We start from the raw sequence: 24,272 nt of genomic DNA on the forward strand, positions 1-24,272 counted from the left end.
TAATTAATGACCTAAAAGTCCTTTGACGTTATTATACCATTCATTCAGTTTTTCACCCGCGGAACCGATCCCTTTTTTGATCTCACCACCAATTCCTTTAGTCCAATCAGACCCAGCACCGTTATTTTTGATAATTTGTTGTGGTGGTTGTTCACTAAACTTATTCTGGGCAGTATATGGCAATATCCCCTCCATCTCAGCCTTGTAGAGCCGGGTAATCTCCGTTTCGGAAATACCATGCATGAAGTGATCTTTGTTAGTCCGGTCAAAGCCAACCCACGTAGCAACAACAACATCTGGTGTATACCCGACAATCCACTGGTCTTTTGTACCAAAGCCATACGAATTGGGCACTTCCGTTGAGCCGGTCTTACCAGCAACCTGATAGCCAGCCGGTTGAGCGGCCGTACCGGTACCACCAGTAAAGACTCCCAAGAGCATCGTGGTCATTTCCCTAGCCGTACTTTCCGAAATAATTCGGTGTTGACCCCGGTCATGGTTTTCTGCAATCACATTACCGCTAGCATCAGTAATCTTGGTAATAAAGTAGGAACTATTCGGCAAGTTGCCCTTGTTGGCAAAGGCCGCATATGACCGCGCCATCTGCAAAGGAGATACCCCCGTCGATAAGCCGCCCAAGGCCAGCGCAAGGTTTTGATCCTCGCTTGGTACTTTCAAGCCAAAGTTATTGGCAGACTGTACCCCTTTAGAAATGCCAATGCGGTCTAACAGCCAAACGGCTGGTACATTTTTACTCTGAGCCAGAGCTGTATACATCGGAATTTTATCGGAATAGCCGTTATCAACGTTATGGGGCTCGTAGCCATTTTTACCAAACCGTTGGAGCTTGTTAGACAGTTGTGAATCATAGTGGTAGCCCTGTTGGAGTGCCGGAGCATAGGTCACAATTGGCTTAATTGACGAGCCGGGCTGCCGCTTCATCTGCGTAGCCCGGTTATAACCCCGAAAGACATGCTTGCCACGTCCACCAACAACTGCCCGCACAGCCCCAGTTTCCGGATCCATCACCACGCTGGCCCCTTGAGTCTTGGTTCCGTCAGCTGCATTCTGCGGGAATAACCAGTCCTGCTCAAACTTCTGTTGAAGCTGACTCTGATAATTCTGGTTCAAGGTCGTATAAATTTTCAACCCCTTGTTCATGACGTCTTCTTCTTTAAGTCCATAGCGCTTAATCGCCTCATCAACGACCGCGTCAAAAAAGTATGGGTAGCGGTAACCATCCTTATTATGGTAAGTATCACGAATATCGAGCCCTTGCGTTTTAACCACTTTCGCCTGTTGCGGCGCAAGTTTTTGGTTGGCCACCATCAAGTCCAAAACCAGATTGCGGCGAGACAGTGAATAGTTCAGATGGTCAATTGGGTTATACTTGCTGGGATTACGCAAAATAGCGGCCAAAGTAGCCCCTTCACCGACAGTTAACTCGGAGGCATTTTTGCCAAAATACTTATGGCTGGCATCTTGAACCCCCCACACCCCATTGCCAAAATAGGCCTTGTTAAGGTACATGGTCAAAATGTCTTTTTTTGAATAAACGTGATTAATTTCAACCGCAAAAAAAAGCTCTTCGATTTTCCGTGAAAAAGTCTGTTGCTGGGTTAGCAGGGCGTTTTTGGCAAGCTGCTGGGTAATGGTCGAGCCACCACCAGCAATCTGACCGCGATGAAGCATCAACCCTAAAGCTGCGCGCCCCATACCTTTGACACTAAAACCCGGATTTTTCCAAAATGTCCGGTCTTCAGTTGAAATAACCGCATTTTTGACATTAGGCGAAATTTTATTATATTCGACAAAAGTTCCTTTTTGCGAGTACAGCGATCCCGCTTTTTGGGCCTTATAGTCGTAAATGCCCGTTGTTCTTGAAAGCGATGCTTTCAAGTTGGAAATGTTGGAAGTCTTTACTTTAACGGTATAATAAGTACAAACCAAAAGTGTTGTGCTGAGCAAGATTAAAATAATCCAGCGCCCGATGAAAAAACGGTTATCGAAGCGCCGCCAAAGGCTGCGTAACCCGTTTTTATTTGGTTCATTATTTTGCATTAGATCTGCTCCTTTTAGAAACACCTAGAATTGTACCATATTAGTGAAAATTACCCAGATTTTACCAAAAGACTTAATAAATATTTATGAGCTATTATTTTACCCTTAACTATCCCCCAAACCGTCAACCGGTCACTGTCGGTGACCTCCTGCGGGTATTGCTAGTGCCGCGCAAGTGGCGCCACTACCTAAGAATTGAGCAAAACGTGTTAGTCAACGGCCATTACCGCCACTTTAGTGACCTAGTCTATCCTAACGACCAAGTCGAACTGCTACTTAACCGCGTTGAACCCAACCAGCAACCCTACCCGGCCAGCACCCAGATTCCTGATATTATCTATGAAGATGACAATCTCCTAGTGATTAACAAGCCGGCCGGCCAAAAAACGCACCCCAACTTGGCTGAAACTAACACTGCATTGAATGATTGTGCCACCTATTTAGGGACAACACCCTTTATCGTTCACCGTCTGGATATGCTAACTAGTGGGTTATTGTTAGTTGCCAAAAACCCGGCAGTCGTCCCCAGCTTAAACCGGCAGCTGACGACCAAGACCTTTCATCGCGAGTACTTGGCACTGGTTACTGCTAGCAATGTGTTAAAAGATTCTGGCATCATCAACTTACCCATTGGCAAGGATCCCGATGATCAGCGCAAGCGGATGGTAGTCCCAAGCGGGCTCAATTCGCTTACGAATTATCAAGTTTTGGAACGCAGAGCAAACCAAACGGCCCTAGTTAAACTTAGTCTAGAAACGGGACGCACCCACCAAATCCGCGTTCACTTAGCCGCCCTTGGCTGTCCAATCATTGGTGACCCCTTATATAATCCAGAAGCGCTGCCCGGCCAGTTGCTGCATTTAACTGCCTATCAGATGTCATTTACGCAGCCCTTTTCATTTGAACGGAAACAGCTTAAATTGCCGTTAACCAAAGTTGGCTTTATTAAGTAAGGGCTAGCTTCACTTATTGTTCATACCAAAAACCCCCAAAATGATAATTTTGGGGGTTTTGCTTTTACTAACTTCTTCACTTATTAATCCAGATCCTTGACCAGGAAGAATTCCTCAACGTTGGCCTTTGAATGCTTCAGGGTAGCAAAGACCCGATATCCTCTTTTCTGATAAAGCCAGGGGCCTGATAGTCAAAGGTCTCAAGGTGGCACTGCGGACAGCCATAACGCTGTAAATCAGCTTCAACTTTATTCATCAACTGGCTCCCCAAACCTTGATGCCGATATTCTTGGTCCACCCATAAAGTGTCAATGTAGCCAATGAAGTACATCGACGAGTATGCTTCCACGCCGGCAATTATCTTACCAGTAGCATGCTTAATTATATATGCGAAGCGCTTATTAGCTTCTTCCTGGAGGATTGGCACAGCGGCTTCGTTAAATTCGTCAAGCTGATCATTAATCTTCTCCAGATCGGCACTGGTGGCTGTGGTAATTTTGAAATTCATTTTGCCCTCCTGCTGAAAACTGCTAGACTTGCTCCTGCTGAGCTACTCGCCTTTAAAAGTCCCACCTTCTACTTCTCGAAGGAAATCTGCCAGGTGTTTATAATACACATCAGGATTGTCGACCATGTGGTGGTGTCCCGCATTAGGTGTGGTGACCAGACGAGCATGCGGGATTTCTTTCTGCATGATTCTGGCCGTTTCTAACGGCATCGTATCCTCTTCGCCAAAGGTTAACAGCGTTGGCATCGTGATTTCCTTTAAATGTTCCCTGAAATGCCATTCTTTCAGCTTGCCAGTCACGACAAATTCATTATCACCTTGAAAAGTATGGTAGACTGGCAGACCACCAATACGCTTCAGATGGTATAACTTGCAAGGCTGACGACGATCCATAAAATTAATATTCAGAATCTGAATATCTTCCTGGTAACGTTTATTTTCATAATCATCATTGGCTTCACACTCATGCATGAAGTCAATTTCGGTCTGGGGGAAAATTTCCTGGCGGCGCCGGTTAATCGAGTCAATATAATCATCAATTTCATCAACCATCGAGGAGACAATTGTTCCCTTGAGATGCTGGCCATATTTAACCGCATATTCTTGGGCCAATACGCCACCCCAACTTTGACCAATCAAGTAAAAGTTATCGAGGCCCAATTTAGCTCGCACCTCATCAACTTCATCCAAGAAGTATTCGTAAGTCAAATATTTCTTGGCAATCTCAGGATCCGTATAGTCAGGTTGGTCCGAATAAAGGGAGCCTAACTGGTCGTACATAGTTACTTGGACCTTTAATCCCTGCTTTTGCAGCTGATCTGCCGCATCCTCCCAATATTCGTGGTTGCCGCCAGGGCCGCCGTGCAAGGCTAAAAGGTGGATGTCACCCTCACCTTGGGTGCTGGTCCAAAGGTGGTAACCATTGTCTAAAGTAATTATTTTGCTTCCTGTGCTCATCTAAGTATTCTTTTCCTTACTAATTAATTTTTTACGTTATTTGGCATAGCCCACTTTGTACCAGAGTGGTTGCTGATTATTGTTTTCTGATGGTTTCATGGACAGACCGGTTAACTTCTTATTGACCGCTGTAATTTGGTATGAATTATCCAAAGGAATCACGTAAGCTTGCTCATTCATGTATTCTTGCCATTCATGGAATTTTTCTACGCGATACTTATGATCGAAGGCCTTTTGCGAGTTCATTTCATCTAATAACTTATTATTTTTAGTCGTTACAAAACGCGCCATATTAAAGGGAGCACTCTCACTGTAATAGGTGTGCGGTGACGGTTCAGACGGCATTGACCAACCAGCAATAAACATGTCAATCCCCTTATCATCGTTTTGCACCTTGTCATAGAAAGAATTGTGTTCGATTAAGCGCCCAGTGGCTAACTTGACGTTTAGCCCAACTTTATGCCACTGCTGCAGGTAATTTTGGATAATCGGTTCCTGCGTTGAATCTCCACTCATTGCGGCCAAGTTAATGGTCAACGGTTTGCCATTAGGCTGCACGCGCCACTTACCCTTCTTCTTATAGCCTGCCTTGTCCAAAAGTTCATTAGCCTTCTTCAAGTTGTAAGTATAGCCTTTGGCGTTCTTATCAAAGAAGTCACCAAACTGTGAAGGAACTAAGGTTGGTACTCTGAAGCTCAATGAACTGGTGTAACGCTTGTCAACTTCGTTAACATTCATGGCATAACCGATTGCCTGCCGCAGTTTCTGATTGTTCATCTTGGCATTAGGATTTTCAACGTTTTTGCTCTGAGCCTTGTCCCACTTACCAACTTTAAAGGCTAAATAGTGGTAACTAAGCGGAATCTGCGCAATAAAGTTAACGCTCTTTGTTCCCTTAACCTGATCCCACTGGGTATTAATTACACGGGCCACGTCGAATTTGTGACTCTTAATGGCTTGTGAAGCGGAGTTAGGTGAAACAACCGAAATCACAATTTTGTCAAGCTTAGTTTTGCCGCGCCAGTAATACGTATTTGGTACCCAAGTAACGGATTGACCACGCACCACCTTCTCCACCTTAAAAGCACCAAAGAACAGCGGCTCTTTTCTAACCTTGTCTGAAGACTTAAGCTTCGTCAGCGGAACATCCTTTAAGTAGTGGTAGGGTTCAGCCGAAGCCCACATGAAACGGTTACCAGCATTAGACATGCTTGGATTCAGCTTGCTAAAGTGTAACACCACCTTGCGACCGTTTTCGCCATCTGGTAGTTCAATACCTGAAATTGTTTTTGCCTTGCCTTCATGGTATTCTTTCAAACCCTTCAAAATCTCAAATTGGCTGCTATACCTAGGACACATCGTATCCTTATTGGCTAAAATTTCATAGGCAAATTCGTAGTCCTTGGCTACCACTTGCTTGCCATCAGACCACTTAACCCCTTTTTTAATTTCAACGGTTATCGTTTTACTTTTGGAATCCAGCTTAAAGGTCGCCGGACCCTTATTGTTGATCTTATACTGATCATCGCTGTCAAACAGCGCTTCCTGTCCCGGAGCACCTACTTGCGAATCCATGTCTTCGGAAGATAATTCTGGTGAAAAGACTCCCGCAAATGGCGTATCCGTTTCAACAGCAATTTTAACCGTTCCGCCCTGTTTAACGTCTTTTTGCGGTGTCGCCATTGGAAACTTGGCTACCGACTTAGTTTCATCATTATTGGTTGAACCTTTTCCACAGGCCGCTAAGGCTACCGCCGATAAGCCCAAAATTCCCAATGAGGTAAGCAATTTATCTTTTTTCATCTTCTTCATCCTTTTCAATCTATTTTCTAATGCATTTACAAATATATCATGTATCTTAAATTTTTTCATCATAAACTTTGAACAAATTGTTCATTTAGTGAAAGAACGTGTAAAATGTAGACAAACTACCGATGTTTTTTCTAAAAAGGAGTAACCATGAATCACAAAAAAATCGACCAATTAGCCCAAACCGTGCTTTCCCGCTTTGACCTACCAAGTCTAGGTTTTGGAGTCTACCAAGGCGGCACTAGCTACAGCAATGTATATGGTGACGCCGCCAAAGATAGTTTGTATCCCTTGGCATCAATCTCAAAGACCTTTTTTGCAACGGCAGTCTGCCAACTTGCGGACGAAGGTAAAATCAATCTGGATGATCCCCTAAAGAAAGCTTGGCCAGACTTTAATCTAGTCGATCAGTATGCCCAGGACCACCTAACCTGGCGCGACGCCCTTAGCCACCAGAGCGGGTTACCAGCACATGATTTAATGCGGTTTACGAATATGAATGGCCAGGACTTGTCTTTGCGAGAAAAGGCTGAACGAGTTGGTTACTTAGAACCAACCCATGAATTGCGCTACAAGATGCAATATAGCAACCTGATTTTTGCAGCCGCAACTTATGCAATGGAACAGGCACTTGAACAAGACTATGGCAGTTATGAGCGCGACCGTTTGCTTAAGCCGCTAGAGTTGAGTAATACTTTTATCAACCACCAGGAAGCTCCACGCAAACGTATTGTTAAGCCGTATATTAACGACAATAACGTTAACCAGGAAGTTCCCTTTATTGCTCCTGGCAAAGTTGGCGGCGCCAGCAGTATGTTAGCGACCATTGCGGACTTGCTTTCATGGGCGGAATTCCAATTAAAAACTCAGCAAACCACCAACCAAGAAATAACCGCCCAGCGCTACTTGCCACAGTCCATCATGCAGCCTAATCGAGCTTACGGTGGGGCTAATTTTGCCGCCTATGGCTTAGGCATGATGATGGAAGATTACCGCGGTCACAAGTACTTCTACCACAGTGGTTCCTATATTGGCTACTGCTCCTTCTTAGGTTTTGTACCTGACCTCGACCTCGCCTTTGTAGTTACCACCAATATGGATTCGACTGATGCCATTTTTGCGCTGGCCTATCAGACTATTGATGATGCACTTGGCACTGATGATACTGACTGGGTAGAAAAGGTCTTCAACGTCATGCAGCAAAAAAACCGCCAAAAAGAAGAGCGACTAGGCCAACTCAAAGGCAATTCAGCTAAAGCCGTCAAGGCCAAGCCTGAATATCTAGGCGATTATCACAATCCTGGTTACGGGTTGATTTCATTACGGGAACAAGCTGGCAACCTAATGGTCACCCTAGGGAAATGGGACTATCAGGTCATTATTAACGACCAAGGCGCAATGTTTGTTGAAGAACGCTTGTACGACCACGGCCTCTTACCAATTACTGTAGCCGCCAATAAAGTTGAACTTTTGACCGAGCCCGCACTAAAAAAGCCAACTGAATTTATTAAGCTAGCTGATTAATCTTAAAACGAGCAGCCAGCGCAACAACTTCGTCTTAATGGGCGAAGTTGTTTTACTTTGAATTTAGCACAAAAAAATAAGACGTTATCTGGCATAAGAAACGTCTTATTTTCTATGAATTTTACTTAGCCTTATCTAGAGCATCTTTAACGGCTTCCTTGATTGCTGCGCTAGTCTGCGAAGCACCTGAAACGGCGTCAACATCATAAGAGTTAGCTTCAACCATTCTTTGTGGCAACTCCTTGATAGCTTTAAGACCGTAATCATCACTTTCGGTTTGCTTCAAAATCTCAACATTTTCAAGTTTACCATCAGCACCAAGCGTCGTTCGCACCACAACGCCGTCACCCATGCCTTGATTACTGTAGCCGAGGTACTGGTTATCACCAGTTGAGTACTGGTTATCGCCTTCATCACTGCTTGCATCAAAGTTTTCATTGACACTGGCATTAGCTAAGCTAGCACCGCCAGACAGCGGCAAATCGGACTTATTGGTGGCCGCATTTTCACCGGCAATCTTACCTGAGATCAAACAATCAGCAACATTACCACCGGTAGTGTACTTATTGACAAAAGGAGCACCTAACTCACCGGCTTCATACAAGTGCGGAATCGTATTACCATCTGGATCAAGCACTTGTGAATGTCCATCCCGGCGGCCACCACCTTGCGTATTAAGCATGTTCTGTCTCAAGGCAATTGCGTAATACGGACCATGGTCACTAAATTCGCGCAAGGTCTTAGGATTACGGTGGAAGGCATAATCCTTACCCTGCTTAGCCATAAAGTTGAATTCAGCAATTGTATTAGTTAAACTGTCTGCTTTTTTACCAATCTTTTCAGCTAATTCTTCAACTGTCGCTGCTTTAATTGCATGGTCTAAGAACCCTGGCACCTTTAACCCATCTTCAGGTTCATGCTTGAGTTCATCATATTTTTTTTGATCAAAAATCATGTATGGGCGATTTTGGTTTAGCGGTACGGTCCAGTCGCCATGGTTGTATATGTGACCATGGCGGTTCATCTCCGCCTCGTTAAAGTAACGGCTACCATCATCACCAACAACAATGACACTGCCATTAGAGCTCTCTTGCCAAAAGACATTTAACGCGTAGGTAGAACGAACGCCTTTCTTTTGCCGCAACGACAAGCCGTGGAATTGACCGAGTGATTCAAATGACCGCATATTCCATAGCTGGGCGTTCACTTCTTCAAGCATTTTAATGCCGTCACCCTTATTGTACAAAGTACCAATTGGCGATAAATAGGATGATTGCAAGAAAATTTGAATCATTTCTTTGTTGTTTTCAAAACCACCAGTGGCCAATACAACACCATTTTTTATCCTGATGTTTCGCAAGACATGGTCGCGCTCAATTTGAACACCGATCACGGCCTTGCTTGCGTCATCCTGAATCAAGTGCTTAGCTGGTGAAGAATACCAAATATCAATCTTGTCAGACCGGTCCAAAACCTTTTGTCGCAAGATCTTCCATAGTGCTGCATCGTCAACACCGTTGTGAACTAAATAAGCATCATAGGAATCAGCGTCAGGTAATTCAGGATATTCAGTTACATAAGCAATTGACGGCGTACCTGCCACCAACTGCTTCATGCTGACCGGTTCTACATCAAGATATTTTCTGAAGTAGTCACCCATGTTAGCCATTCCCTTGACAAAGGCATCGAATGCACCCTTATCAGGTTTTAACGGTGCGGCTAAATGTTCATGATAATTTTTTAAGGCATCATGATCAGTACCGGCACCAACCATTTGACCAGAATAACGAGTATTGCCACCTTCGTGGCCTTCCGGAGCACTGTCCACCAAAAGGACCTGGGCACCATTATCAGCCGCAAACCTTGCAGCAGAAGCGCCAGCACCACCAAAACCTAAGACAGCAACGTCATAGACTGCATCCCATTGAAATTTTTTTGTATTCGTCATTTAAAAGTTCCCCTTTCAACAATTTATCTTGTCTACGCTTTCATTAAACACTATAATTAGAAGTATGTGAAATGCTTAATTATTTAATTTGCTATTACAAAATAGGCATAGGTGAGATATGGATAATCGGTTATTGACTTTTTTAGAAACCTTAGAAAACAGTAATTCTGTGTCTGAAGCTGCCAAAAAGCTTTATTTAACGCAACCTTACCTTAGTCGAACAATTAAAAAATATGAAAAAGAGTATAATGTCTTACTGGTCAAGCGTGATACCTATCCCATTCAACTGACTCCCGCTGGTCAACTTTTAATTCGTTATTTGCGAAAAGATTTACAATTAAAAAATCAATTACAAGAAGAAATGAAACAATATAAAAAGAATAATTTTTTGACCCTAAGGATGGGCGTTACGCCGCCTTTGGGACAAAATTTCAATTTAGTGGTACTGCCACAGCTGCTGGCCAAGTATCCTCATCTAAAAACCAAAACAAGAGAGTTAAGCACAGCCGATGCGGTTAAGGCTTTTAAGGATGAGCAGCTAGACCTTTTTGTTGGCAACACTATCCGTCTTCCCAACATAGTTAATGAAAACCTGCATGCTGATGCCCAAGTTCTGGTGCTTAGCCGAAAATCAGCTTTATACCAATCCGGCAAACGAAAAATCGAATTTAATGCCAAAGACCTACAAGCACTTAATCATGAAAGCTTCATCGTTGTTGATGGACAGCGGGGATACCAAGATCTTATCAATGATTTTTTTAGTAATATGGGCATTAACTTCTATCCTCAAATTCATGTGCGCGACTCTTATACTGCTCTTAAACTTGCTGACTTGGGCTTAGGTGACATGACAACCAGTATTGAAGCTGTTAACCGGGAAATTTACCATCATATCAATTACATTGTCTTACCGCCCGATAAGATAAAAGTTGACTTTTCAATTTCGACCATTAAGTCCGGTGGGCGTTTGGCAACTGAAATAGCTTACGCTAAAAAAATCCTAAAGAGTGTGTTCACTACAGAAATTTTGGCGCACTAACTTTAAATAAGAAAAAGCAGGAGTTGATTTGAAATTCAATCCCAGCTTTTTGTATTAGTCGCTTAATTAAGGCTTAGCTATTATCTGATAGCTTGCCACCGAACACCGGATAGTGACTGGCTGAACCGTAATCAAGCGCCTTGATTTCTTTTAAGATCGCCATGTCCGCTGCAGAAATAGTAAAAGTAATTTCTGCATTCTCTTTAATATGGTCACGATGAGCCGCCTTCGGCAATACCACGGTGTTGAGTTGCCAGTCATAGCGGATACAGAGCTGAGCAACAGATACTTGATACTTGTCTGCCATCTGTTTACTAATTGGGTCGTTCAACGCTGCTCCATGGGCCACCGGCGAAAATGATTCAACCACTATACCCTGGTCTTGTGAATAATCAAGCAATTCTTGTGGAGTAGCTCCAATATGACACAGAATTTGGTTAACCATCGGCTTGGTAGCACTATTGTCAATCAAGTTACGCAAGTCTTCCGCCTGAAAGCTGGAAACACCAATTGCGCGTAATTTGCCGGCCTTTAAGGCATCTTCAAGCGCGCGCCAAGTTTCCAAATTGCCTTCAAAGTGGCGGTCATCTGACTGATTGACCTCTTTCCAAGGCTGCGGATTATGAATAATCATCATATCTAGATAATCCAAACCCATCTTCATCAAGCTCGCATCAATTGATTTTTTAGCTTCAGCGTAATCTTTGATTTCAGCGACAACTTTCGAATTAACAAAAATATCCTCACGCCTAATGCCAGACTTTTTGACACCTTCACCAACTCCAGCCTCATTAGCATAAGCTTGGGCCGTATCGATGTGCCGGTAACCGAGGCCTAATGCCGTTTCAACCACAGCAGACACCTAATTATTGGGAATTTCCCAAACGCCCAAGGCTAGCTTGGGAATTTTAACGCCGTTACTTAAGGTCATTGTTTCGTCTACAATCATTGTCTTTCCTCCATACTTAATTGATAATCTGAGTCTAACCCTTTAAGTGAACTTTAAGTCAAGGAAAAGCTCACTTTTTTATTTTTCAGCCAAAAAAGACCAGCCCTACAGGACTGGTCTTTTATCTTTTAAACAAAATTATTCTAAGTTCAATGAGCTCTTATCAAAGGCAACCGACTTGATCTTGTCATCAATTGATGGAGTTCCAAGCCACTTGATCATTTCCTTCATTGAAGCAGTGATTGCTTCAGTACCAGGAAGCAACAGCTTACGTGGATCATAACCCTTGTTGGCCTTATCTTCATCCTTGTGCGCTTCGAAGTACTTACGTGTTGCTTCTTGGAACGCTAATTGGAATTCAGTATTAATGTTAACCTTTGAAATACCCAGCGAAATGGCCTTCTTAACCTGTTCTTCAGGAATTCCGGAACCACCATGTAAAACAAGCGGAACAGAAACAGCATCAGCAATTTCCTTCAAGCGGTCAAAGTTCAAGCCCTTCCAGTCAGCTGGATAAACACCGTGAATGTTACCAATACCACAAGCCAGCTTGTCGACACCAGCTTCAGCAAAGGCCTTGGCATCTTCAACAGAAGCAAGTTCACCACCATCAGCACCCTGGTTTTCACCAATTTTACCGATTTCAGCTTCAACGGAAATGCCGCGCTCATGTGCCAACTTGACGATTTCCTTGGTCTTAGCCAAGTTTTCTTCAGTTGATAAAGCATGACCGTCAAACATCACTGACGAATAACCAAGTGCAATACATTCCTTAGCAGATTCAAAGTCACCATGGTCCAAGTTCAAAACAACTGGCACAGAAATGTCCATTGCATCGATTTGATCTTCAACCAAGTCCTTAGCTACTTTGTAGCCACCCATGTACTTCGCAGCACCCGTTGATACTTGAATTAAAACGGGGGTTCTAGTTTCCTCAGCCGCCTGCAAAATTGCCCGCGTCCATTCCAAGTTGTTAGTGTTATAAGCACCTACTGCATAATGGTTTTTACGCGCATCTTGAAAGATTTGATTACCATTATCTAAATATGCCATTAAAAATACCTCCTATTAAACTTACATCAACATTGTACCGTATTAATTAAAACTTGAACAATCTTTTATCTGATGTAAACGCTATTTCAGCAAAATATTTGTCAATTACATTTCCTTAGGTGCATTCACTCCAAGTAGCCGAAGTGCCTCGGTCAAAACATATGAAGTCGCCTGTACTAAGGCCAGGCGAGCATTAATTTGCTCATCTTCGTTCAAAATCTTGACGTTAGCGTAGTACTTATTAAACTTCTTAGCTACTTCTAGGGCATACTTAGCAATTATTGACGGTTCAAACATTTGGCTACTACGAGCAATAATGCGCGGAAAATCGGCTAAGGCCTTAGCTACACTAAAGGCCCAATCATCTTCCATAACTGCTCCAGTTACGTCAGGCTCCTGGCCGAGCTGCTCTGCCTTGCGTAGTACACTCTGGGCCCGGGCATTAGTATATTGGACATAAGGGCCAGTATCCCCTTCAAAGCGGACGACTTCTTCTAAATCAAAGTCAAAGTTTTCCACCCGGTCATTCTTCAAATCATGGAAAATCACCGCACCAACTCCTACGTCATGGGCCACCTGGTCCTTGTCAGCCAGGTCCGGATTCTTCTGGTCAATTTGCTGACGAGCCAGTTTCACCGCATCCATTAGAACTTGATCAAGAAAGATTACGTTTCCCTTTCTAGTAGATAACTTCTGCCCATTCTGAGTAATCAAGCCAAACGGAATGTGATATATGTCGTCTGACCAATCATAGCCCATCTTCTTCAAGACAGCCTTTAGTTCAACGAAGTGATTAGCCTGCTCATTCCCCACAACATATAGCATCTTGACAAAATGATAGGTCTTCATCCGGTAAATTGCAGCAGCCAAGTCACGAGTTAGGTATATACTACTACCGTCTGACTTAACAATCATCGCCGGCTTTTTATCCTCTCCCAGATCAACCACTTGAGCTCCCCGCGACTCATGTAGCAAGCCCTTGTCTTTTAGTTCATCAATTACCGGTTGCATCTTATCATTGAAGAAAGCCTCTCCTTTATAAGAATCAAAACTTACTCCGAGCTCCTGGTAAATACGGTTGAAGTCAGCCAAAGAAACATCACGGAACCATTGCCAGAGCTCGACTGCTTCTGGATCATTGTCCTCTAATTTTTTAAACCAGGCCCGGCCCTCGTCGTCAAGCTCTGGATCTTTCTCAGCTTCAGCATGGAACTTCACGTAATACTTGAACAGACTCATAATCGGGTCTTTTTTCACATCAGCTTCTACCCCCCAATGCTTATATGCAGCAATCAGTTTACCAAACTGCGTTCCATAATCACCCAGATGGTTGATCTTAATTGGACTGTAACCAACCTTTTTGAGGGTTTCAGCGATGGAATTACCGATTACCGTTGAGCGCAAGTGTCCCATTGACATAGGCTTGGCAATATTAGGACTAGACATGTCAATTGGAATATTACCGGTGCCGAGAACCTGGTCACCAAAGTGGTCTTGCTTGGTCAAAACAGTTTGTAAAGTTTGACTAATCAACTTCTCATGGTTGATGGCAAAATTGACGTAGGGGCCGACGGCTTGGATGCTGGCAAAGTCTTCACTGCTCAAGTTAGTCGCAATGGTCTGAGCAATTTCAGCCGGATTTTTATGCATAGTCTTTGCCAAGATAAAGGCTGGAAAAGCATAATCCCCCAGTTTTTCATTCTTAGGTCGTTCAATTAGCTGGTTAATCTTGTCCTTAGATAAATCAACCTGACTTGCTATTAAGTCAACTACTTTACTTTTAAAATTCATTTTTTGCCTCCTCAGCAATCAATAAAAAAGTCTCTTCCTTCAATCCTGAAGGAAGAGACGAGTTTTCACCCGCGGTACCACTCTACTTGATACAAAGTATCCGCTTTTAAAGTTGTTAATTTGCTAGTTAGACACGCCTTCACCATGCTCCCAACCTGTCTCACACCACCTGCAGGCTCGCTGTCTTAGGAAAAATGACTACTACTTCTAACTACGGTATACGCTTGATTATAACAGGAAAATAAGTCAACGCCAACCCCTTTACTTGTTTTTGATAATTACCTCAGTGCCTGCTGGAATGTGTTCAACCAACCAATTTGAGTCAGCCACACTGAGTCGAATACAGCCGTGTGATGCAGGCTTGACCCCCAATTTTTGAGCTTCTTTTTTATGATATTGGCCATTACTCTTGGTTGGTACAGAGTGAAATAGGTAAACGTTCTGCTCATCCCAACTCACCCAGTTGCTTGCACCCTCATTTAGGTTGGGATTATAAAATGCCGCCCCACGATCATAACGAATCTTAAAGGTACCAGTTGGTGTTAACGACTTACCTTTTTTGAATACGCCACTACTAGCCAGCATCGTATATACGCGCTCATGGTCACGCAGAATATAGACGCGGTTACCCTTCAGGGACACCCTAATGGATAGGTCATTTTCAAGGCGTTTAAGCTTAGGATAAGGTGTCGTTTGGCTGGGTTTATGCCAATCATATGGTTTTCGCAAACTAGCCGGATCTTGGTATGGTCGGTAAGAAGCAGCCGTTTTTTTCATCACCGTTTTTTGCTCAGCTTCATGCTTTCCCGCTTCTTTCGTGCTATGCGGCATGTAGACTCGGGCAAGGCTAACTACGCAAATTATCAAAATAAAGAAAATTGTTAGTGACTTTAATGGACCTTTTTTCATACTGAATTTTTCTCTCCCAGACAAGTTAAGCTAATTTTACCTTATTTATGGGCTAATATCCCCCATATTTTTTCATTAATTTTGGCAGCAGCGCACTGACTTTAGTTGGCCTAACCGTATAATCCGTTTGTGCAAGCAGATCGCCAGCCAACGAATGAAGATAAACCGCAGCCTGCACAGTCGCCAAGTCACTGCCGAACTGGGCAACCAGACCGCCAATAATACCAGCCAACGTATCTCCCATGCCACCCATTGCCATTCCCGGATTACCGCCCGGATTGACACTCACTTGTCCATCAGGATCGTATATCTGAGTGTGATTGGACTTCAAAACTAAAATTGCATTATGGTCAGGAAAAAGTTTTGCTAAGGCAGCAGCGTTGGCGCTGGCAGACTGATAGGGAATTTGAATCTGACTGAGCCGCTGCCACTCCATTTGGTGGGGTGTCAAAATTATCCGGACCGCAGTTGAAGGAAGCAGTGTGTTATCCAATGCAAGCAGGTCTAAAGCACTGGCATCTAACACCAGTGTTTGCTCCGGAGTTATTGTTTGACCGAGCATTTTCAGTATTTTCTGGGCAAAGGGACTGGTGCCTAGCCCCGGACCACAGACAATGACATCCATCTGCTTGATCAACTTGGACAAGCCGTGATCGCGCCAGTCAATATACATCGCCTCAGGATTACGGGCGTGAAGCGCAGCTGCATTGAGCGAGTGCGTTGCTACAGCAACCAGCCCGGCCCCACAGTTAATAGCCCCTTCAGTAGCCATGATAATTGCGCCACCGTAATTCTCACTCCCACCGATTAGCAGGACGCGGCCGTAATCACCTTTATGAGTGTTACTTGCACGTTTTTTTATTACTTGCTGCAAAATTTCTGGTGAAATTTCATCCATTATTAGCCTCCAAACAACCAGCGCCAAAGGCGAATCAGAAAGTTAACCTTCTTAGTTGACTGCATAGCTTTTGCCGGCAATTCCACATCGTTAGTGCCTTGCACTGCTAGTAACTTGCGGTCGCCTACGCGAAAGCGATAATAGCTTGCTATTTCCCCCACTTCGATTGGAGCCTCAACCCTATTATTAGTCAGATCCACTGTTAGTTTTTGACCACGGGGAAGCCATAGTTCACTCGCGGTTTTCATTCCAATGTTAATTTCAGACGCCTGACCGTTATGAACCTTTATACTTGTGTTACCAATAATTGCTTCATTCTTTTTAAAAATTATGGGATGGTAGCTTTGAAAGAGGTAGTTAAGCAACTTACTCGTCTGTTCAAAACGGGCCGGATCTGTTCCGTTCACATGCCGAGCTCCCATCACCACCGTGATTACTCGTGCTCCCTGGTGTTTAGCAGTCGCAATGAAACAAGCGCCAGCGGCATCGGTTGTCCCCGTTTTGAGACCGTCTATTTCTAGACTAGGCCGATGTTGCGGTAACCCTTTGAGCATCCAATTAAAGTTGGTCATGCTAGTTTTTTGTCCTTGATCAATAAAATCAAGTCGCGCAATCCTAGTTGTCCTGACTACTTCAGGATAATCAGCTAACAAATTCTTACCAACAATGGCCATATCTTTAGCCGACATTTCATTTTCAGCATTTTTGTCAGCAGCGGGATCTGAATCACTACCAACACTTTTATTCGGTAACCCACAAGTAGTGTAGATACGGGCATCATCAATCCCCCATTTTTCTAACTGTGCACGCATCTGCCTGACAAAATCTAGCTGCGAACCGCTCACTGCCTGAGCTAACATCATTGCAGCGCCGTTAGCCGACTGAATCAAGGTTGCCTGATAGAGTTGCTTAATTGTATAGGTATGGCCTGCTTTCAGCGGCACATTAGAAAAGCCTCTGTTAGCTGAGACTGCAACGATCTGCGCCGTCGGCTTAACTTTTGTGTCCCAACTAATCTTATGTTCTGCAATTGCCTGGTGAGTTAGATAGACCGTTAACAGTTTAGTCATCGATGCGATTGGCAAAGCCTGATTGATATTCTTTCCGTATAATAACTGACCAGTTTTGCTGTCAATGGCAATCGCAGACTTTACCTCAAGACCTAATTGAGCCTGATGGTAATCATCGGGTAACCCAGCAGCGTTGACATGGGTCGGGATAAGCAACAGTAATGCTGCCATGCCAACCAAAATCAGCCTTTTTAACCTTTGTTCAAACATGACGAAACTCCTTTTGGGATAAATTTTCAGATATTTAATCTTTTATGCTTACATTTTACCAAATTTTTGGTATTATTATTACTGTATTAAAAATCATTGGCCCCGATGGCGGAATTGGCAGACGCGCAGCGTTCAGGTCGCTGTTTAGGCAACTAAGTGAAAGTTCGAATCTTTTTCGGGGCATAGTTGTTAAGACGCTAAGCTTAAGTGATTAGCGTTTTTGATTTAAATTTTAAAGAGTTATTATGCAAAAACAATTAACTAAATCAAAAGATAAAATTGTGGCTGGCGTTTTAGGTGGAATTGCAGAATATTTTGACTGGGACAAGGCGTGGACTCGAATTGGTGGTGCCGTGTTAATTTTTGGTACTGGCTTTGGGCTACTTGTCTATATCGCTGCAGCAATTGTGATACCTGATTCACCCCATCATGACAATATTTCAAATGGTGATTATTATAAGCCGTAGTTGTATTGTCATGGTGTAACTGATAAAATAGGATTCCTTGGCAGGGGCAGGCAGAGTCTGACTAGACATCGATTCTGCGACCATAGTAAAAGACGTCATCATTATTAAATGATGACGTCTTTTTAGGCTTTAAGATGTAATTTTCTCAAAATAGGAATAATTTTGTCACCCAAAATTTTTTGAGCCAGATTTGATTTAATAGCAGCAAATCCATAAACCAATCCACCAGCAATTACTGATATAAAGACAATTGCAAGGGCTTGCCAACGCTTGGCTGGATTTAAAAAGTTTCCTAATCCCTTCTGCAAAAGCAACACCAGGGCAAACATTATTAAAGAAAAACTAGTAATGCCAATAAACCGGCGGCTGGTGCGGTCTAAATTAAAATGATAGCTAACCCTCAAGTGTTTAAGGGCTAGGTAGATAATCGCCAACATACCCACATTGGTGGCAACAAGCGGTCCAAATACCTTGAAAAGATAAATCATGGGATACTGGATAAGGAGCTTGATCACGATTCCCAAAATCAAATACTTGATTGCTAAATTATTTTCCGATAATCCTTGCAAAATTGCCATTAGGACGGTAAACAAACCCAAAGTAATCGAAGTAAATGATGAAAAGTATAGGATATTCGAACCTAATTGATCAAAACCATAGAAGATGGTGTAAACCGGTGTAGCAATAGCAGCCATCCCAAAGGCGGCCGGAATCATCACAAATAAAAATAAATCAAGTGTGTTGCTAACTTGCTCCGAAATTTCATGAATATTATGTTTAGCATGCGCTGCCGACAAAAGCGGAATAGCCGTCACGGCCATTGCACTAGCCAGTGATACGATAATCATAATTAGCTTATTAGCATTTAGCGCAAATAATGCATACCACGTTTCAATCGTGTTATAGTTGGCATTCATCACACTAGCAATGATTGGGTGAAAAGTGTATTGGTCGACCAAGTAGAACAGCTGAATACCTGCATCAATAATGATGAAGGGAATCGCCTGCTCGATAATTTCACCAAACAGCGAGATAGTTGAAACTTGGATTTCATTTGCCGAATTTTCAACCAAATAGTTCAGTTTTTGGCGTCTTGACAACAAAAACCAAACTAAGATAGCAATCCCAAATATCGCTCCAATCGCGGCCGCTAAATTGGATTGGACAACCGCATCGACAAAACTACCGTGCTGGACCTGCATGATAATGAAGGCTGTCAGCAACATCCAAATGACCCGCGCAAGTTGCTCAACAAACTGCGACATGGCCGACGGCATCATGTCCGCATAGCCCTGAAAATAGCCCCGCATGATACTCAACACAGGAATAATCAAAATAGCATAGGACAAGCTGCGCATAACTGCAACCTGCCTGGGATCACTACGTGAACCATTAGATGCCAAAAAGGGGGCAGCCAAGTACATAATTGCAGCCGAAACGATGCCCAGCATGACCATCAGCGCAAGACCCCGGCGGAATAACTTACGACCAACGCCATACTCATTCAGTGCATTATATTTGGCGACTTGCTTGGCCACCGCTCCTGGAATCCCGGCAGTTGAAATCAGAATAAAAATACTATAGATATTATAACTTCTAGCGGTTAGGGCATTGGCAATATTACCGTATGGTTCCATCCAAATAAACCATGGAATTATATACAGAGCACCCAAAATGCGTGAGGTAATAGAGCCGAAAGTCATCCACGCACTTCCCCTAATAAAGGTGTCGTGCGAATTTTGTTCTGTCAACTTATTTTCTTTCATCAATATTTCCTAAATCTAATGTACTCAACTACCCTATTTTGAAGCAAAACCGCTAATTAACAACAAATATAATTTCATTTTAGGAAAAATTAACTTTATTTGGCAACAATATTAACTATCTTATTAGGCACCACAATAACTTTCTTGACTTCCTTACCCGCCAAAAATTTCTGAACATGAGGCAAAGCGAGTGCCTGCTTTTGAAGCTCATTTTGAGTAGAATCCTTAGGAGCATCAAAATTGCCGCGTAATTTACCATTAACCTGTACCATGATATCAACCGTAGACTCAACTAACTTGGCCGGATCATAAGTCGGCCACTTGGCAAAAGTAACCGATTCAGCATGGCCAAAGACCTGCCAGATTTCTTCCATCATGTGCGGTGCAATTGGTGCCATCAAAGTAATAAAGCCTTCAGCATATTCTCTTGGAATCAACTTCACCTTTTGCGCAGCATTTATAAAGACCATTAGCTGCGAAATGGCTGTATTAAAGTGAAGACTGTCAAAGTCTTCGGTAACCTTTTTGACTGTTTCATGGTAGACCTTATCTAAAACACCATCATTTTCACTAACAATGTTGGTCTGTGGGATTGCCTTCAGATCAAGGTCGTTAACCAAAAGACGCCATACACGATCCAAAAACTTCTTAGTTGAGGCCGGACCATTATCATCCCAATCAATTGAGGCATCAAGGGGTCCCATGAACATTTCGTACATTCGCAGACTATCAGCCCCGTAATCATCGATGACGTCATCTGGGTTAACCACATTGCCCTTGGACTTGGACATCTTTTCGTGGTTTTTGAGAATCAAGCCCTGATTATAGAGACGTTGGAAGGGTTCTTCATTAGGCACAACTCCTAAGTCATAGAGTACCATGTTCCAAAATCTAGCATAAAGCAGGTGGCGCACCGCATGTTCGGCTCCGCCGATATACAAGTCTACTGGCAACCATTGTTTGAGTTTATCCAGATCAGCTAGTTGATGATCATTGTGCGGATCAATGTAGCGCAAGAAGTACCAGGATGAGCCGGCCCAGTTAGGCATCGTATTGGTCTCCCGCTTACCTTTGCGACCATTCTTGTCGACCACATTAACCCAATCTTTGAGGTTAACCAGTGGGCTTTCTGGGGTCCCTGACGGCTTAATGTCTGTTGCATGCGGCAGAACTAACGGTAACTCATCTTCTGGCACCAGCGTAGTTTCACCGTCTTCCCAGTGGATGACCGGGATTGGTTCACCCCAGTACCGCTGACGACTGAAGTCCCAGTCTCGCAGCTTATAGTTGACCTTCTTTTGTCCCACATGGTGATCTTCAAGCCATTCCACTATGCTTTGCTTGGCATCTTCAACGTTAAGCCCGTTTAGAAATTCGGAATTAATATGGCAGCCATCCCCTGTAAAGGCTTCCTGGCTAATGTCACCACCCTCAATAACTGCTTTGATTGGCAAATTGAACTTTTGCGCAAATTCGTAATCGCGGGTATCGTGCGCTGGCACCGCCATAACTGCACCGGTACCATAACTAGCTAGAACATAGTCAGCAATCCAAATTGGGATTTCCTCATTGTTGACCGGGTTGATCGCATAAGCACCGGTGAAAACGCCAGTCTTAGTTTTGTTCAAATCTGTTCTTTCCAAATCCGACTTAGATTCGATCTGCTTAATGTATTCTTCGACTTCAGTTTGATGACCTGCAGTTGTTATTTTTGCTACCAGCTTGCTCTCCGGTGCCAGCACGGCATAGCTTGCGCCAAACAGGGTATCTGGCCGCGTCGTAAAGACATCAAAGGCCTCGGCCGAATCTTTTACCTGAAAGGTTACCTGTGCACCGACCGAACGCCCAATCCAGTTGCGCTGCATCTCCTTAATATTCTCAGGCCAATCTAACTTATCTAGGCCGGCCAGTAGACGGTCGGCATACTTGGTAATACGCAGCACCCACTGCTTCATATTGCGCCGGTAAATCGGATAACCACCGCGTTCTGTCTTGCCATCAACAATATCTTCATTGGCAACAACAGTACCCAAATCTGGTGACCAATTAACTGGCACTCCTGCCTCATAGGCCAGGTCATGCTTATACATCTGCTCGAAGGTCCACTGGGTCCACTTGTAAAACTTGGGATCCGCGGTCGAAATTTCCCGGTCCCAATCATAAGAAAAGCCCAGCTTGTTTAACTGTCGTTTAAAGTTGACAATATTTTCTTGGGTAACAACTGCTGGATCCTGCCCGGTCTGCAGTGCATACTGTTCAGTGGGCAGACCAAAGGCATCCCAACCCATTGGATGAAGAACATTGTAGCCCTGGCTGCGTTTCATCCGCGCAACAATATCTGTTGCCGTGTAGCCTTCAGGGTGACCAACATGTAGCCCCTTACCCGAAGGAAATGGAAACATGTCTAACACGTAATAAGTTTTCTTCTTGGGGTCGCTACCCGTCTTGAAAGTTTGATTCTTAGCCCAATATTTCTGCCATTTTTGTTCAACAACTTTGTGATTGTACATCCCTTTAACCTCATAAAAAAAGTCCTATGAAACTCTTCATAGGACGAATAATCGCGGTACCACCTAAGTTTCACGCTTCTCAGCGCGACCCTCCAACGCCCCTTAACGCGGTTAGCAAACGATTAGCTTACATCAGGCTCAGTTCACAACTTATTTTTTAAGTCTTGCACCGACCGACTCTTCTCTAAAAAAATAATATTGTTACTAGTTCCTGAACTTTCTTTTTTGCTCGATAATGATTATAATTTACCACAAATACTAAAAAAATCAAAGGGAGAAGTTATTTGGATACTACATACTACCATTACAAAAGAGATACGATTGTTCCAGCAACAATCTTCACCTTGCTATACGCAACCTGGGCAATATTGGTTTCCTCAGGTAGCCAGCTGATACGCAACTTCGACAAGACTGTCATTAATGCTATTTGCAACCATAATGCAGCCAGCGTTAAATTTACCACTGCCTTCACCAATCTAGGCAATACCTCTGTTATCGTGGTTGAAACAATTATTATTTGCGTCGTCTTGGCCTTTTGCCGGAAATATGCTTTTGCCTTCTTTACGGCTGGGACAATGATAACTGCTAATGGCTACAATTGGCTCATCAAGCATGCAGTTGAACGTCAACGTCCTCTGACCCACCACTTAGTTGATGCTCACGGATACAGTTTTCCGTCGGGGCATTCTGTTGGCAGTGCCGCATTGTTTGGCGTGCTCATTGTTTTAACAATTTTATTAGTCAGGAATTGGACCGTTAGGTCACTTCTTTGCTTTATCTGGGCACTTTTTCCCTTACTGATTGGTTATACGCGGATTTTTAGCCATGTTCACTACCCCTCTGATGTAGTTGGCGGTTTCCTGGGTGGGATCGCCTTTGTCTTGATTGGATATACCTTTTTATTCCACTACTATTTAGAGGAATAAGTTAACCAATAAAAAGTACTCGCTTGGCTTTTTATCCTGTTGATAGTGCTTGTCGTCTTTTTTCTACGACTTGCTATTAACAGGATTTTTTGTGCGAAAAATCCTCTTCTTAGCCTGCCTAAAATTAGTCAATCAGGTCTAATAAATCACGTTTTAAATGCTTCTTCAAAATTGTCCGCAACTGGGTTAATCGTTGCTGATAATCTGGACTGAAATTTTGGGGACTTTGATCATTAACAAAACGACCAGCGTTGGTTGCCCCCCAGAACTGGGCGGTGTCGTCGTCAAAGACCTTAAAGGCCTTCATGTACTGATCCCATAATTGATCATTTCGACCAATGCCATCTCCAATATAACCCTGACCGCCACCCAAGTAACCACAATTCATAATGGTATATAGGTATTTGCCAGTCAGCAATCCAACAGGTCCTTGTGCTCCTTTTTGATAGGCAAAGCCAGAAGCGAACACTTTTTCAATGTAACCCTTCACAATGCTAACAGGAGCATCGTGCCAGTTAGGATAAGCAAAAAGTAAAACATCTGCTTGACGCACTAAAGCTTGCTCTTGAGCTAGATATGCCGGTGTTTGACCCAAGCCATCTTTGACGTAATAAAATTCATCTGGACGTAAAACTGGGTCAAAATTGAGGTCATAAAGATCACGTAACTCAATCGACCATCCTTCCTCTTCCAAGTATCGCATTGCAGTATTAATTAAGTCGTAAGTCAAGCTGTACTTGCGCGGTTCACCTACGACTACCAGCGCCTTAGTCTTGTTTTCGCCCTTTTTAAAGCCACTTGGCTGGTATGGGTTTTGCAATTCCGGCGGTACAATTGTGCCCGAAGTTTTTATTTCACCAGCTAAAATTTTTTGAATTACTTCCATTGTTTTCTCCTTCAAATTTTTACTTTTAGGCCAGCACA

Annotated in this window: 18 protein-coding genes, 1 tRNA gene and 1 pseudogene; 6 read left to right on the top strand and 14 right to left on the bottom strand. The window is 43.4% G+C overall.

Annotation, left to right across the window (positions count from 1 at the left end):
* Window positions 1-3: 3 nt before the first annotated feature.
* Complete coding sequence (locus tag R8389_RS05345) at window positions 4-2,061, bottom strand: PBP1A family penicillin-binding protein (RefSeq protein WP_317637013.1); 2,058 nt, start codon at window positions 2,059-2,061, stop codon at window positions 4-6.
* A gap of 86 nt (window positions 2,062-2,147) precedes the next feature.
* Between R8389_RS05345 and R8389_RS05350 the strand changes: the two genes are divergently transcribed.
* Window positions 2,148-3,014, top strand: a complete 867-nt coding sequence (locus R8389_RS05350; protein ID WP_317637014.1) for an RluA family pseudouridine synthase — start codon at window positions 2,148-2,150, stop codon at window positions 3,012-3,014.
* Window positions 3,015-3,150: 136 nt separating this feature from the next.
* Here R8389_RS05350 and R8389_RS05355 read toward each other — a convergent pair whose 3' ends face one another.
* From R8389_RS05355 to R8389_RS05365, 3 genes are read right to left on the bottom strand one after another with little or no spacing between them, the layout of a single operon-like run.
* Window positions 3,151-3,522: a GNAT family N-acetyltransferase gene (locus tag R8389_RS05355; protein ID WP_317637015.1), complete on the bottom strand. Its 372-nt coding sequence runs from the start codon at window positions 3,520-3,522 to the stop codon at window positions 3,151-3,153.
* Between the two features lie 42 nt (window positions 3,523-3,564).
* Entirely contained in the window at window positions 3,565-4,479 is a 915-nt protein-coding gene (locus tag R8389_RS05360; protein WP_317637016.1) for a proline-specific peptidase family protein, read from the bottom strand.
* A gap of 36 nt (window positions 4,480-4,515) precedes the next feature.
* Window positions 4,516-6,282 carry an oligopeptide ABC transporter substrate-binding protein gene (locus R8389_RS05365; RefSeq protein ID WP_317637017.1) on the bottom strand — a complete coding sequence of 589 codons (1,767 nt, stop codon included), beginning with the start codon at window positions 6,280-6,282 and terminating at the stop codon, window positions 4,516-4,518.
* A 156-nt stretch (window positions 6,283-6,438) separates the two neighbouring features.
* On the opposite strand from R8389_RS05365, the gene R8389_RS05370 reads away from it, so the two are divergent.
* Window positions 6,439-7,812, top strand: coding sequence for a serine hydrolase domain-containing protein (locus R8389_RS05370; protein WP_317637018.1), 1,374 nt, complete (start codon window positions 6,439-6,441; stop codon window positions 7,810-7,812).
* Window positions 7,813-7,933: 121 nt separating this feature from the next.
* On the opposite strand, the gene R8389_RS05375 is transcribed toward R8389_RS05370, so the two are convergent.
* Window positions 7,934-9,760, bottom strand: a complete 1,827-nt coding sequence (locus R8389_RS05375) for an FAD-binding protein (protein WP_317637019.1) — start codon at window positions 9,758-9,760, stop codon at window positions 7,934-7,936.
* A 118-nt stretch (window positions 9,761-9,878) separates the two neighbouring features.
* Here R8389_RS05375 and R8389_RS05380 point away from each other — a divergent pair, with 118 nt between their 5' ends.
* The gene (locus R8389_RS05380; protein ID WP_317637020.1) at window positions 9,879-10,799 is read left to right on the top strand and encodes a LysR family transcriptional regulator; all 921 of its coding nucleotides are present in this window, start codon (window positions 9,879-9,881) and stop codon (window positions 10,797-10,799) included.
* A 73-nt stretch (window positions 10,800-10,872) separates the two neighbouring features.
* Here R8389_RS05380 and R8389_RS05385 read toward each other — a convergent pair.
* The 6 genes and pseudogenes from R8389_RS05385 to R8389_RS05410 all read right to left on the bottom strand — a co-directional run bounded on the left by R8389_RS05385 (window position 10,873) and on the right by R8389_RS05410 (window position 17,679).
* Window positions 10,873-11,748, bottom strand: a pseudogene (locus R8389_RS05385) (aldo/keto reductase).
* A gap of 138 nt (window positions 11,749-11,886) precedes the next feature.
* A complete protein-coding gene (gene fba / locus R8389_RS05390) occupies window positions 11,887-12,801 on the bottom strand; it encodes a class II fructose-1,6-bisphosphate aldolase (protein ID WP_317637021.1) in 915 nt (304 codons plus the stop codon).
* Window positions 12,802-12,906: 105 nt separating this feature from the next.
* Window positions 12,907-14,592 (bottom strand): arginine--tRNA ligase, encoded by a 1,686-nt coding sequence (argS, locus tag R8389_RS05395; protein ID WP_317637022.1) that lies wholly within the window; start codon window positions 14,590-14,592, stop codon window positions 12,907-12,909.
* 261 nt (window positions 14,593-14,853) lie between these two features.
* Window positions 14,854-15,501 (bottom strand): L,D-transpeptidase, encoded by a 648-nt coding sequence (locus R8389_RS05400; protein ID WP_317637023.1) that lies wholly within the window; start codon window positions 15,499-15,501, stop codon window positions 14,854-14,856.
* Window positions 15,502-15,553: 52 nt separating this feature from the next.
* Window positions 15,554-16,399 carry an NAD(P)H-hydrate dehydratase gene (locus tag R8389_RS05405; protein WP_317637024.1) on the bottom strand — a complete coding sequence of 282 codons (846 nt, stop codon included), beginning with the start codon at window positions 16,397-16,399 and terminating at the stop codon, window positions 15,554-15,556.
* Window positions 16,400-16,401: 2 nt separating this feature from the next.
* Window positions 16,402-17,679, bottom strand: coding sequence for a D-alanyl-D-alanine carboxypeptidase family protein (locus R8389_RS05410; RefSeq protein WP_317637025.1), 1,278 nt, complete (start codon window positions 17,677-17,679; stop codon window positions 16,402-16,404).
* Between the two features lie 99 nt (window positions 17,680-17,778).
* Here R8389_RS05410 and R8389_RS05415 point away from each other — a divergent pair.
* Window positions 17,779-17,862 (top strand) — tRNA-Leu (locus R8389_RS05415).
* A 62-nt stretch (window positions 17,863-17,924) separates the two neighbouring features.
* Complete coding sequence (locus tag R8389_RS05420; protein WP_317637026.1) at window positions 17,925-18,146, top strand: PspC domain-containing protein; 222 nt, start codon at window positions 17,925-17,927, stop codon at window positions 18,144-18,146.
* A 122-nt stretch (window positions 18,147-18,268) separates the two neighbouring features.
* Here R8389_RS05420 and R8389_RS05425 read toward each other — a convergent pair whose 3' ends face one another.
* Together R8389_RS05425 and leuS are read right to left on the bottom strand one after the other, a co-directional pair.
* The gene (locus R8389_RS05425; protein WP_317637027.1) at window positions 18,269-19,915 is read right to left on the bottom strand and encodes a putative polysaccharide biosynthesis protein; all 1,647 of its coding nucleotides are present in this window, start codon (window positions 19,913-19,915) and stop codon (window positions 18,269-18,271) included.
* 92 nt (window positions 19,916-20,007) lie between these two features.
* Window positions 20,008-22,422, bottom strand: coding sequence for a leucine--tRNA ligase (gene leuS, locus R8389_RS05430; protein WP_317637028.1), 2,415 nt, complete (start codon window positions 22,420-22,422; stop codon window positions 20,008-20,010).
* A gap of 284 nt (window positions 22,423-22,706) precedes the next feature.
* Here leuS and R8389_RS05435 point away from each other — a divergent pair, with 284 nt between their 5' ends.
* Window positions 22,707-23,348, top strand: coding sequence for a phosphatase PAP2 family protein (locus R8389_RS05435; protein WP_317637029.1), 642 nt, complete (start codon window positions 22,707-22,709; stop codon window positions 23,346-23,348).
* A 124-nt stretch (window positions 23,349-23,472) separates the two neighbouring features.
* Here the strand turns inward: R8389_RS05435 and R8389_RS05440 are convergent, their stop codons facing one another.
* Window positions 23,473-24,234: an NAD(P)H-dependent oxidoreductase gene (locus R8389_RS05440; RefSeq protein WP_317637030.1), complete on the bottom strand. Its 762-nt coding sequence runs from the start codon at window positions 24,232-24,234 to the stop codon at window positions 23,473-23,475.
* Window positions 24,235-24,272: the final 38 nt, after the last annotated feature.

Origin of the sequence: Lactobacillus xylocopicola (assembly GCF_033096005.1) — a bacterium.
GTDB lineage: Bacteria > Bacillota > Bacilli > Lactobacillales > Lactobacillaceae > Lactobacillus > Lactobacillus xylocopicola.